Source organism: Helicobacter pylori (genome assembly GCF_001653455.1).
GTDB lineage: Bacteria > Campylobacterota > Campylobacteria > Campylobacterales > Helicobacteraceae > Helicobacter > Helicobacter pylori_A.
In genome coordinates, this window is sequence record NZ_CP011486.1 from 91,738 (window position 1) to 103,230 (window position 11,493).

Genomic DNA, 11,493 nt, shown 5'->3' on the forward strand with positions numbered 1-11,493 from the left:
TTTAGAGAAACTCAAATACGCAAATAGTTTCTTAAAATGCGCCCGTATTGCGGGCTTCTCAATTTTTTAATTGCAGAGCTTTCAATTTGGCGCACTCTTTCTCGGGTAACATTCAATTCTTTGCCAATTTCTTCTAAAGTCCGATCGCTCTCATCGTCTAAAAGCCCAAAACGCATGCGGATCACCGCTTTTTCTCGCTCATTCAATTGATCCAAAACGCCATCAATTTGGGCTTTTAAATCCTCTCGCATGATGTGATCAATGGAGCTTACAATATTTTTATCTTCTACAAAATCCCCAAATTTGCCATCGTCATCATTACCGACCGGGGTTTCTAAGCTGATAGGCTCTTTAGTAACCTTGATCACATTTTTCACTTTATCTAACGAAAGCCCCACTTCTTCCGCCACCAATTCCAAATCAGGCTCTTTGCCGTTTTCTTGCATGTATTTGCGCATGACTTTATTGATGCGATTGATCGTGTCAATCATGTGAATAGGAATGCGGATAGTGCGGGCTTGATCGGCTATGGCTCTGCTGATAGCTTGCTTGATCCACCAAGTCGCATAGGTAGAAAACTTAAAGCCCTTTTCATGCTCAAATTTATCCACCGCTTTCATCAAGCCAATATTGCCCTCTTGAATCAAATCCAAGAAGGGTAAGCCTCTGCTCGTGAATCGTTTAGCGATGCTCACCACTAACCTTAGATTAGACTTAGCCATTTTGTTTTTAGCGCGATCAGAAATCAATTTCCCTCTTTTGATTTGCTCTAAAATCTCTTTAAGCTTGTTAGGGTCTAAATCAAAGCCTTCTTCGCTCGCTTCTTTAGTCAAAAAGAGTTTTTTGAGATCCATATACACGCTCACCATAGTCGCTTCTGGCACTTGAGCGATGATGTCTTCTTTAGTCATGTTGGTGATATTAGAAAGGATTTTTTTATGGTTTGCGATCAAAGCGTCATTGAATAAAGGCAGTTTGTATTCCAAGCGTTTCAACTCTTTTTCAAACCCATCGCCGCTTTTTAAAGTGGTTTCCATCGTTTTGACTAATTCATTAATGAGCTTGCTGGTAGGCTCTAAATCATAGAGTCTGTCTTTAAGCGTTTGGCGTTTGTAGGCTAAAGTCAATAAACGCACCAACTCGTCTTCTTTTTCATCAACAGGGGCTTCAAGGGCTTTAAGCCATTCTTTTTTGGCCTTGTCTAGGGCTTTAAAACTCTCTTGAACCTTTTCTACGCGCTTTTTGTCTTTTTCAGAGACGACTTTTTTCCTTTCTTCGTTTTCTTCATCTTCTTCGCTGTCATCATCTTTTTTAGAATCGCTCACGCTATTTTCATCGTCATCATCAAAGCTCCTGAAAAGCTCCTTGACTCTTCTTTCACGATTGATTAAAGCGTCTTTATACGCATAGATAAAATCAATCAAATACGGCACCGAGCAGATCGCATCTAAAATAATGTCTTCACCCAAGCGGATTTGCTTGCTCAATTCAATCTCTTCGTCTTTGCTTAAAAGCTTTATATCCCCCATTTCACGCAAATACATGCGCACCGGGCTATCGCTTCTGCTCCATTCTAAAAAATCCTTTTCTTTCAAAAAATCATAGCCATCTTCTAATTCTTCATCTAAAACCTTTTGCTTTTCTTCGGTGTTTTTGATCTTATCGATCGCATTGAGTTTTTTAGCGTATTCTGAAGAGCTGACTAATTTCTTTTGGTATTTTTGGCACAATTCTTTGATTTTTTTGATTTGGGCTAAAGTGGGGACTTTCGCGCTGATTTGAATGATAGACTCGTAAGAAACGCAATCGCTCAAGGAATTAGCGAACAATTCTTCTAACGCTTCATTAAAACTAAGTTTTTTAGTGGGATTAGTTTCTTTAATTTTAGTCTCTTTGGCTTTTCCCTCTTTAATTTTAGCTTCTTTGTTCTCTTTAACTTTGGCTTCTTTAATTTTAGTTTCTTTAGCTTTGCTGTTTCCTTTGTTTTCTTTGGCTTCTATTTTGACTTCCTGTTTGGCTCTTCTGGGGGCTTTTTCTTCGTTGGCTTTCTTTTTCATTGGACACTCCATAAAATAAAACCCATGCTTTTAACAAGCTAGGTTATAAGATAAGATACACCTATTCCTTTGTTATTTTACTAAAAAATAGCTTAAATTCTAATTATACGAATTTGGTTTTGCTCTCATCAACATGCAAATAGCCAAAAATTTTTACTTTATTTTATTAAACAAAAAATACATAGTAAAGAGCTTGATTTTAATCAAGCGATAACCTCTTAAAAAAAGCGGTCTTGGGGGTTAGGGGGTTTCTTAAGGGGGTTAAGGGGGTATTATCGCAAAATACCCCCTATCCCCTTAAGGGAATGAGTTTTGTTATAAAAATAAAATTAAAAATCCCTATTTTTAAAAAAATTAAAAAGCTTTGAGTATTTATGCTTGAAAAGAACCACCCCTAAAGCCCATCTACCATGCTTTTTAAGAATTTCGCTGAAGTTTGAGCGCTTTTTTCTAAAAATGCATCAAAGCTCATGCCAGCTTTTTCATCAGCGTTATCGCTAATGCTCCTTAAAACACAACATGGCACGCCAAATTTTTGGCACACAAACGCCACGCTCGCCCCCTCCATTTCCACCGCGCTCGCCTTAAACTCGCTAGTTAAAAACTCTTTCCTTTCCTTGCTATGGACAAACTGATCGCCTGATGCAATAATGCCTTCTTTGAGCGTGATATTTTGCTCGCTAGCGATTTTTTTAGCTAGGGCGTTTAAACTTTCGCTCGTTTCAATAAAAATCGCGCTTTCTGGGATAAACCCTAAAGGGTGATCAAACGCGCTCAAATCCACATCATGCTGGACTAATTTTTGAGCCACCAACAAATCATTGATTTTTAAGTCTTTAACCAAACTCCCAGCCACCCCGCTAAAAAGCACCTTTTGAACGCCAAACGCTAAAATCATGCTCGTCGTGGTTAAAGTGGAATGCACCTTGCCAATTTTGCTATAAGCGACAACGATTTCTTTATCATTATAAATGCCTTTATGGAAAACATTCCCCCCTAAAGAAACCTCTTTAAAATCCACACCAAACAATTCCAAAATAGGGGTTATTTCTTCTCTCATCGCCCCTAAAATGCCAATTTTTTGCACCACTCTCTCCTGATCACACGTATTCTTCTAAAAACTCAATGGCTTCATCAAGCCCTTTATTGTCCCCTACGCTTATAGTGGGCTTGTTGCTCAAGCGTTTGTTAAGCCCCTTTAGCACACTCCCACAGCCTAATTCAAAAAACGCATCCACCCTATCGTTATTGGACTTCACGCAGTCTTGATAACGCACGGGCTGAGTGAGTTGCAAGCTCAACAATTCAACGGCTTTTGCTTTATTATAATACGCTTCGTTAATCGCATTGGAGATGATTTCAAAATTAAATTTATCTTTCAAGCTTTTTTCTAGCAATTCCTGGAATTTAAAAACCATAGGCTCTAAAAAGGGGCAATGGCTCGCCACGCTCATTTCTAAAAAGACCACTCTTTTAGCCCCCATTTCCTTTAAAGTCGGCTCTAGGGCTTTCAAATCGTCTTTAATCCCGGCTAAAACCACTTGCAGACCGCCATTGAAATTCGCGCACCACACATTTTTAGTTTTTTGACACAGACTCAAAAGGCTTTCTTCAGAAACGCCTAAAACGACCATCATGGATGCATCTTTGTTCGCGCACGCTTCTTGCATCATTTTGCCTCTTTGGTGCGTGAGTTTCAGGGCTTTTTCAAAATCTAACGCCCCGCTCAAAGACACCGCGCTCACTTCACCGAGCGAATGCCCTAAAGCAAAAACGGGTTTTAACCCTCCATTTACTTGTTTGTTAAGCAATTGATAAGCGATATAGCTCACTAAATAAATGGCAGGCTGGGTGTAAGCGCTCTCTTTTAAAAGTTCGTTTTCTTCAAAAAGCGTTTTTTTCATATCCACTTTAAGCGCGTTAGAAGCCCTTTCAAACAATTCTTTAGCTAGGGTGTGGCTTTCATAGAATGATTTCCCCATTCCTATGCATTGCGAGCCTTGCCCTGGAAATAATAGCGCGTATTGCATGCGTATCCTTAAAAATTTATTTTAGTTTGTAGATTAAAATTGTAGTATAAAAGCCCTTAGTTTTGTTTAGAAACCATTAAAGTTTAAGGTTTATTTTAACTTATTTTTACTATAATTCTAATTTTTACAAGGACAGGTGGGTGAGTTGGCTGAAACCACATCCCTGCTAAGGATGCGTAGCCGTCAAGGTTACCGAGGGTTCGAATCCCTCCCTGTCCGCCAGCCTTTTTGCCTTTAAAAACTTTTTGTTTAGAATGTATTGATGAGACATTATAGTTTCTAAGCATTCCTTTTACGACACTCCTTTTACAGATTTTACAAATACAATATTAGGTTGGGTGAAGAGAGACACCCAGCCTAAACCCTATATCCACTTATCCACTGCGGTATTTTCAAACATTTTGAGTATAATTGTTTCCACTACAATCATAAAAAAGAAAAGAACATGACTAACAAAGAAATAGGTAAAAAAGTTTTAGAACAAGCAGAAAGGCCTTTGAGCGCTAAAGAAATTTTTGAGAGAGCTTGTGAAATGGGATTGGATAAAGAATGCAACGGCACAGGAAAAACACCTGAGGCTAGTATTAGAACAGCAATTCGTGGAGACAAGAAACAATTTTATGTTATAAATGAAGAAGAAAGCCCCTTTCGTTATTGGCTCAAATCTCGTGAAAGAGAATTTCCCCCACAAAAAACCCTAGATGCCAAAGAAGAAGATGATGAACAGAGCGAGTGTTCAGACACAGCCGAAAACCAAAAAACCTCTTTTAAGGAAGAGGATTTGCACCCATTGCTTGTGAAATTCCTCTATGAAAATCCAGATTTCAAACTCCTATGCAGAACCATCCACCATGAAAAAAATTGTAAAGAAGGCAAAGAAGGCAAAGGGGGCAAAAATAAGTGGAATTATCCTGACATCGTGGGCGTGTATTTTCCCTATAATAAATATTTTCCCTACAATGAATATGAAGAAGAAACTTTGAAATTTTTACACCATACTGGTCAAAAAAGACACAAGCTTTTTTCCTTTGAGCTTAAAGCTAGGATTAGTTTTTCCAATCTAAAAGCGAGCTATTTCCAAGCGGTGAGCAATTCCAGTTGGGCTAATGAGGGGTATTTGGTGGTTTTTGATATTGATGATGAGGTTTTAAATGAATTAAGGCGGCTCAACCAAAGCTTTGGTATAGGGGTTATCAAGCTAGAATCTGAGGTTTCAAACTCCAAAATCTTGTTGCCAGCTAAAGAAAGAGAGATTGATATACAAACGCTTAACATGCTTATAGAACAAAGTCCGGAGAATTTTAAGCCTTTTATCGAGGACATTAACAAACAAATTAAAGCAGGATTTGATACACATGTCAAATTCGCCGATTTAGATCTAGTGCTAGATGATGAAAAAATGCAAAAACACATTAAAGATAAAGGCATTAAAGCAGAGTGGGGGGAGTAAAAAGCCATTTGCCTTATTCTAATCAACCCCCACGCCCCATTTTTGAAAGCGCAGACGAGCTTTTCACCCTTTATCAAGAAGATTGCAATGAGGTTTTGCCTTTATTTGAAAACGCTTTTGATTTGATTTTTGCCGATCCGCCTTATTTCCTCTCTAATGATGGCTTGAGCATACAGAGCGGTAAAATTGTGAGCGTCAATAAAGGCGATTGGGATAAAGAAGAGGGCGTTAATGGTATTGATGAGTTTAATCACCAGTGGATCAACAACGCCAAAAAAGCTTTAAAAAACACAGGAAGCCTTTTGATCAGCGGGACTTATCACAATCTTTTTTCTTTGGGGCGCATTTTGCAAAAACTGGATTTTAAGATTTTAAACCTCATCACTTGGCAAAAAACCAACCCTCCCCCTAATTTCAGCTGCCGTTATTTGACGCATTCAACCGAGCAAATCATTTGGGCGAGGAAAAGCTATAAACACAAGCATGTTTTTAACTATGAAGTTTTAAAAAAGATCAATAGCGGCAAACAAATGCGTGATGTGTGGAGCTTCCCAGCGATCGCGCCTTGGGAAAAAACAAACGGCAAGCACCCCACTCAAAAACCGCTTGCATTACTGGTGCGCTTGCTTTTAATGGCGAGCGATGAAAATTCTCTCATTGGCGATCCTTTTAGCGGGAGTTCCACCACAGGCATTGCGGCCAATCTTTTGAAGAGGAAATTCATCGGTATAGAAAAAGAAAGCGAATTTATTAAAATATCCATGAATAGAAAGCTGGAATTAGACGCTCGCTATAAAGAAAACCGATCCAAAATCAAAGATTTGAATTTAATAGACCCTTTTTGAGTGGGCTTAAGCGTTATACTTTTCGGATTTTATTTCAAAATGGGATTCTATTTTCACCCAATCCTCACAAAGGATATTTTCATGCCCAAAAAGCCAGTGTTTGGGGCCAATGATGATTTTTTCTGGATTGTTTATCAAATAAGCCGCCCACCAGCTATAAGTGCTATTGGCGATGATGCCATGCTTGCATGATTGCATGAGCATCATATCCCAATACGCCTCTTCTTCTTTATCCCTAGTGGTCATGTCCATAAAAGGGTAGCCAAGATCAAGGTTTTGCGTGAATTCCAAGTCTTCACAAAACACAAAAAGCTCCATGTTCGGCACGCGCTTTGCCATATACTCAACAGCCTTTTTTTGATAATCAATACCAAGCTGGCAGCCAATCCCCACATAATCCCCTCTCCTTATATGCACAAACACGCTATTTTTAGCGGCTAAAATCAAAGAAAGCTTGCGTTGGTGTTCTTCCTCTTTTTTTTTATTTCCATTTTCGGGGGGGGGGGGGGTAGGGTGAAGGTTTGCTTGATCAAAGGGGATATAGCATCAAAATATCGTGGATCTTGGAAATAGCCATGGATATAAGTCAAGCGGTTTGGCTTTAGCAATTTAGGCTCGTATTCAAACACGATTTCTTGGCTCACCCTATCAAATCCCATGCATTTGAGCGCATCTCTTATTAGCTTGGGGAGGTGTTGCATTTTAGCTATAGCGATTTCTTTAGCGCTCGCATAGGGCAAATCAATAGGGAAAAGCTCTAATTGCAGTTTGCGGTTACTAGAATCAAAAGAAGTAACATCTAATAATACAGGGATTTTAAGGTGTTTTTGCAAGCTTTTTGCAAAAGCGTATTGGAACATTTGATTCCCAAGTCCCCCACAAATTTGCACCACCTTAAAAGCCATTCAATCCCTTTGTTTTCTCAAAATGAAACGCCTATTTTAGCCAATTTTAAAGCCATTTTTCAATAAAAGCCTAAAAAGGGGTAAGCGACGCTTCCAAGTCATTTGAATTTTTTATTGGAAAAAGATGCACGCACAGGTTCTAGCAAGCGTTCTTGGTATTCTAAAAGGATTTTATCTTCGCTATTGAGCGAATAGGCTTCATCGTATTTGCGCTTGATGATGCCTTTTAAAATGGTGTGCTGGACCTGGTATTTATCTTCTTTAAGCATTTCATCTACCAAAGCGTAAAGCTGAATGTCTTGAATGAGTAAATCTGAGATTTTAACGCTCTCTTTGTCAAACAATTCTTCATTAGCGCAATATTCATTCACCAAAATAAGCACCCGGTTATACACATCTGATGCGATTTTAGCGTTTAGGGTTCTATAAATGTAATCTTTGATTTTTTTGAGCTGCTCTTCTAAATCTTCACTGGCCTTGCTCGCTAAAGCTAAAATGCTTAAAATTTGAACCAGCGTCATCATTTTATGGCTTAAAGAGCGCGTACGCCATTTAATGAGAAGCCGCATGAAATAGGACATTTTGACAGAAAGGCTACAGGGGAGGGTGTTTTTCTTAGGTTTTGGCATGTTTAGTTTCTTTAAAAAAGGGATTTTGTGGTTTAATTATATAACTTTAAAATTAAATCTAGGAGTAAAGGCATGAAAACATTCAAAAAAGGCGTGGTGCTAGACGCTAAAAGCGTGGGGTTAAAAGCGCTAGAGGTTTTAAAAGAGGTGGCGGATTTTCATTTTTACGAGATTACTTCGTCCAATCAAATCGTTGAACGATGCATTGATGCTGAAATCATGGTGCTTAATAAAGTAATGATCACTCAAGAAATTTTAACGCAATTACCCAAGCTCAAGCTCATTTGCATCACCGCCACAGGCATGGATAATGTGGATGTGAAAAGCGCGAAAGATTTGGGTATAGAGGTCAAAAATGTGAGCGCTTATTCTACCGAGTCCGTAGCCCAGCACACTTTAGCGTGCGCTCTGTCTTTGTTGGGAAGGATCAATGATTACGATCGTTATTGCAAAAGCGGGGAATACAGCCAAAGCGATATTTTTACGCACATTAGCAATATTAAAATGGGGCTTATTAAGGGGGGTCAATGGGGGGTTATTGGTTTGGGTGCAATTGGTAAAAGGGTCGCCGAACTCGCTCAAGCTTTCGGATCAAAGGTGGTGTATTATTCCCCTAAAGATAAAAAAGAAGAGTATGAGCGCTTGAGTTTGGAGGAATTGCTTAAAACAAGCGATATTGTGAGCATTCATGCCCCTTTAAATGAAAGCACGCGCAATTTGATCGCTCTAAAAGAATTGCAAAGTCTAAAAGAAGGGGCGATTTTAATCAATGTGGGGCGTGGGGGCATTGTGAATGAAAAGGATTTGGCTGAGATTTTAGAAACCAAAGATTTGTATTACGCAAGCGATGTGTTTGTTAAAGAGCCTTTTGAAAAAGATCATGTTTTTTTAAACCCAAAGATCCAAAGTAAATTGCTTTTAACCCCCCATATTGCATGGGCGTATAGCGATAGTTTGAAAACCTTGATAGAAAAAACCAAAGAAAATATCCAGGATTTTTTAACTTCTCAAAAATAAACGCAAAAAATGGGGGGGTTGAGCGTTGGGGTTTTCTTTTATTAGTGCTTAATGTTTTTTGGGTGTTTTTAAAAACGAGCGGTAATTTTTATCAAGCGATTTTTTTTGGGTTTTTTTGGTGGGGTTTTGGGGGTGTAGCTATGCAACAATAAAGTGAGTTTAAAAACTACTAAATATCGTTAATGCTAGTAAAAAGCCTTTGGGAAAGTTACCCAAACGCTTAAAAAAGAGCGATCAAGCCTTAGAAATGTCAATTTTAAAGGTGTGGATTTCATCTTCTAAAAAGACTTTAATCACCACCACGCCCGGGGTTTTAAGGTTTTTGGTATCCACCACCACAAACCCTCCTTTAGCCTTATTTTCAACATTAAGGGTATTGTTTTTAAGGTAGTTGATCGCTAGGATTTTCAAAGCTTGGCGGCTTTCTTGCATGACTTCTTGCTCTTCCACATCATCCATCATCATCATGCCAAAGCCTGGCCCATACATGCCCATTCCCCCATACATCATGCCGTTATACGCTAAAAATCCCCCTTGCCCGTAATAAAACATGGGCGGAGTGATCATGTTAACATTATCAATAGGGGTGGTCGGCACGGCAATATTAAAACTTTGTAAAATGCCCTCAAAATCAAAACTGGATTTCATCACCTGTCTTAGGCTTAAGACCGGTAAATTCGTTTGGTTGATAGACACCGAAATGGCTTTACGGCTAAACACCACAGGATTTCCCTCTAAAACTTGTGCCGCTACATACAGCACTAAGGGGGATTCGTTCAAGCCTTTTAACTTGCTTTGAGCGATTTCTAGTTGGACTTTAGACTTGGCTTGCGTGGAAGTCATCACTTGAATCCCATTATTATAGGATGTAACATGTTCAGGCGTGATCTTATAGCTCGCGCAAGCGCTCATCAGTAAGGCTACCGCTACTAAAACGATTTTTCTCATCAAACTCCCTTTAATTTTTTATCCAATTATAGTGTAGTTTGACTTAAAATTGACACTTTATTAGGCATAATGGCTTAAAAAAGATTAATGAATGCTTTCTAACCACAAAAGGATAGAAGATTTGATCTCATTGAGCTTTAAAACTTCTTGGTGTTTGATCTCTCTTTCAAACAAATCATCAAGGCGTTTGCTATCCGGAGTGTTGTAGTTGTTTTTTAGCGCTTCTAGGGCGGTTTTATCGTCTTTTTTTTGCTCGTTTAGGGCTAAAAGGGTGGTGCTAGGGAATTTTTCATAAGAAGCGGTGGCAGAAACGAGGGTTTTTTCATGGGTTTTTAAGCTTGCATTTAAGGCGGTGGCGGTGTGGGGGTCAATCAGGTATTGGTGTTCTGCATAAACTTCTTGAATGGTTTTCAAACAATCTCCATCTAAACAGCTCGCGCAAGAAAAATGCTCTTGTAAAAGGGCTAATTCCTTAGGTTTTAATTCATAAAATTTCTCTTCTTCTAAAGCTTGCATCAATTCCAGCGTGCGTTCAAACCCAAAAAGATCAAAAAGCACCCTTTCCACATTGGAGCTTTTTAAAATATCCATAGCCGGGGAGAAAGTTTGTTTCAATGAGCGCTTGGTTAAATCGTAACGGCCTGTTTCTATAAACTCCCTTAAAACATCATTGCTATTGGTTACCACCTTGATTTTAGCGATATTTAAGCCCATTTTTTTAGCATAAAACGCCCCTAATGCATTCCCAAAATTACCGCTCGGTATGGCTAGGGTGATTTTTTCTTTAGAATTGATCGCGCCTTTTTTATACAATTCTAAAAAGCCCCAAATGTGATAGACAACTTGAAAAGCGATGCGCCCAAAATTCACGGAATTAGCCACGCTCAATTTTAATTGGTGCATCTTTAGGGCTTCGTTAAAATCATCGTCTTTTAAAAGGTTTTTGAGCGCGTTTTGCGCATCATCAAAATCCCCGCTGATCCCAAACACTTTTAAGTTACTAGCGTTTTGGGTAACCATTTGGAGTTTTTGGACTAAACTTGTGCCGTCTTTGGGGTATAAACACACCACAAAAACATTGGGCATGTTCGCTAAACCTTCCAAAGTCGCAGGGCCGGTATCCCCGCTTGTAGAAACGAGCATCAAATACTTTTCATTTTTTCCTACCGCTAGATTGGAAAACAAGCTCGCTAAAGGCTGCAATGCCATGTCTTTAAACGCTAGGCTAGGCCCATGGTAGAGCTCTTGGACAAAAAGCCTTTCATTGAGTGCAAAAATAGGGGCTGGATTTTTAGGGTTATCAAAATTTTCATAGCGTTTTAAAGCGTCTGTCAATAAACCTTTAGAAATCTCTAAACCCAATCGCTCAAACACGCATTCTACTAGCTCGTTATAGCTCAGATTCAAACAATCTTGCCATTCTAATGTTTCAAAACGCTCTAAAGTGTAAAGCCCGCTTTTGGGAGCGTTAGGGTTTAGTATCGCTTCAATAAAATCAATCTTTCTTTCTTTCAAAGAGCGCGTAGGGACAAAAGGCATTATTCTTCCTTCATAATTTTTAGCCATAGCATACCCTAAAAGAACGAATGCAAGCTTAAAATGGTTTTTTAAG

11 protein-coding genes and 1 tRNA gene are annotated in these 11,493 nt (G+C 38.9%); 4 read left to right on the plus strand and 8 right to left on the minus strand.

The window, feature by feature from the left end; genetic code table 11:
- Positions 1-11 precede the first annotated feature (11 nt).
- The 3 genes from rpoD to fabD form a co-directional block, all read right to left on the minus strand.
- The gene (gene rpoD, locus AA977_RS00445; RefSeq protein WP_064434151.1) at positions 12-2,057 is read right to left on the minus strand and encodes an RNA polymerase sigma factor RpoD; all 2,046 of its coding nucleotides are present in this window, start codon (positions 2,055-2,057) and stop codon (positions 12-14) included.
- Positions 2,058-2,451: 394 nt separating this feature from the next.
- On the minus strand, positions 2,452-3,147 hold the full coding sequence (locus AA977_RS00450; RefSeq protein WP_064434152.1) for a 5'-methylthioadenosine/adenosylhomocysteine nucleosidase: 696 nt from the start codon (positions 3,145-3,147) through the stop codon (positions 2,452-2,454).
- Between the two features lie 10 nt (positions 3,148-3,157).
- A complete protein-coding gene (gene fabD / locus AA977_RS00455; RefSeq protein ID WP_064434153.1) occupies positions 3,158-4,087 on the minus strand; it encodes an ACP S-malonyltransferase in 930 nt (309 codons plus the stop codon).
- Between the two features lie 130 nt (positions 4,088-4,217).
- Between fabD and AA977_RS00460 the strand changes: the two genes are divergently transcribed.
- From AA977_RS00460 to AA977_RS00470, 3 genes are all read left to right on the plus strand, one after another.
- Positions 4,218-4,309 (plus strand) — tRNA-Ser (locus tag AA977_RS00460).
- Between the two features lie 223 nt (positions 4,310-4,532).
- On the plus strand, positions 4,533-5,537 hold the full coding sequence (locus tag AA977_RS00465; protein ID WP_064434154.1) for an HTH domain-containing protein: 1,005 nt from the start codon (positions 4,533-4,535) through the stop codon (positions 5,535-5,537).
- Positions 5,538-5,545: 8 nt separating this feature from the next.
- A complete protein-coding gene (locus AA977_RS00470) occupies positions 5,546-6,382 on the plus strand; it encodes a DNA-methyltransferase (RefSeq protein WP_064435166.1) in 837 nt (278 codons plus the stop codon).
- A gap of 6 nt (positions 6,383-6,388) precedes the next feature.
- On the opposite strand, the gene futC1 is transcribed toward AA977_RS00470, so the two are convergent.
- The 3 genes from futC1 to AA977_RS00485 form a co-directional block, all read right to left on the minus strand.
- Positions 6,389-6,829 (minus strand): alpha-(1,2)-fucosyltransferase FutC1, encoded by a 441-nt coding sequence (futC1, locus tag AA977_RS00475; RefSeq protein WP_064434155.1) that lies wholly within the window; start codon positions 6,827-6,829, stop codon positions 6,389-6,391.
- The gene (locus AA977_RS00480) at positions 6,826-7,287 is read right to left on the minus strand and encodes an O-fucosyltransferase family protein (protein ID WP_064434156.1); all 462 of its coding nucleotides are present in this window, start codon (positions 7,285-7,287) and stop codon (positions 6,826-6,828) included. The genes futC1 and AA977_RS00480 overlap by 4 nt, the downstream gene beginning before the upstream one ends.
- A 98-nt stretch (positions 7,288-7,385) precedes the next feature.
- On the minus strand, positions 7,386-7,916 hold the full coding sequence (locus AA977_RS00485; protein ID WP_021436706.1) for a hypothetical protein: 531 nt from the start codon (positions 7,914-7,916) through the stop codon (positions 7,386-7,388).
- 72 nt (positions 7,917-7,988) lie between these two features.
- On the opposite strand from AA977_RS00485, the gene AA977_RS00490 reads away from it, so the two are divergent.
- Positions 7,989-8,933 carry a D-2-hydroxyacid dehydrogenase gene (locus AA977_RS00490; protein WP_064434157.1) on the plus strand — a complete coding sequence of 315 codons (945 nt, stop codon included), beginning with the start codon at positions 7,989-7,991 and terminating at the stop codon, positions 8,931-8,933.
- Between the two features lie 234 nt (positions 8,934-9,167).
- On the opposite strand, the gene AA977_RS00495 is transcribed toward AA977_RS00490, so the two are convergent.
- Both AA977_RS00495 and thrC read right to left on the minus strand, forming a co-directional pair.
- Positions 9,168-9,881 carry a hypothetical protein gene (locus AA977_RS00495; RefSeq protein ID WP_021436703.1) on the minus strand — a complete coding sequence of 238 codons (714 nt, stop codon included), beginning with the start codon at positions 9,879-9,881 and terminating at the stop codon, positions 9,168-9,170.
- Positions 9,882-9,965: 84 nt separating this feature from the next.
- On the minus strand, positions 9,966-11,420 hold the full coding sequence (thrC, locus tag AA977_RS00500; protein ID WP_064434158.1) for a threonine synthase: 1,455 nt from the start codon (positions 11,418-11,420) through the stop codon (positions 9,966-9,968).
- Between the last annotated feature and the right edge of the window lie 73 nt (positions 11,421-11,493).

What these genes read in the sequence shown, in the direction of transcription:
- rpoD (WP_064434151.1), bottom strand. Translation starts at nt 2,057, where the DNA reads ATGAAAAAGAAAGCCAACGAAGAAAAAGCCCCCAGAAGAGCCAAACAG.
- fabD (WP_064434153.1), bottom strand. Translation starts at nt 4,087, where the DNA reads ATGCAATACGCGCTATTATTTCCAGGGCAAGGCTCGCAATGCATAGGA.
- AA977_RS00465 (WP_064434154.1), top strand. Translation starts at nt 4,533, where the DNA reads ATGACTAACAAAGAAATAGGTAAAAAAGTTTTAGAACAAGCAGAAAGG.
- AA977_RS00480 (WP_064434156.1), bottom strand. Translation starts at nt 7,287, where the DNA reads ATGGCTTTTAAGGTGGTGCAAATTTGTGGGGGACTTGGGAATCAAATG.
- AA977_RS00485 (WP_021436706.1), bottom strand. Translation starts at nt 7,916, where the DNA reads ATGCCAAAACCTAAGAAAAACACCCTCCCCTGTAGCCTTTCTGTCAAA.
- AA977_RS00490 (WP_064434157.1), top strand. Translation starts at nt 7,989, where the DNA reads ATGAAAACATTCAAAAAAGGCGTGGTGCTAGACGCTAAAAGCGTGGGG.
- AA977_RS00495 (WP_021436703.1), bottom strand. Translation starts at nt 9,881, where the DNA reads ATGAGAAAAATCGTTTTAGTAGCGGTAGCCTTACTGATGAGCGCTTGC.
- thrC (WP_064434158.1), bottom strand. Translation starts at nt 11,420, where the DNA reads ATGCCTTTTGTCCCTACGCGCTCTTTGAAAGAAAGAAAGATTGATTTT.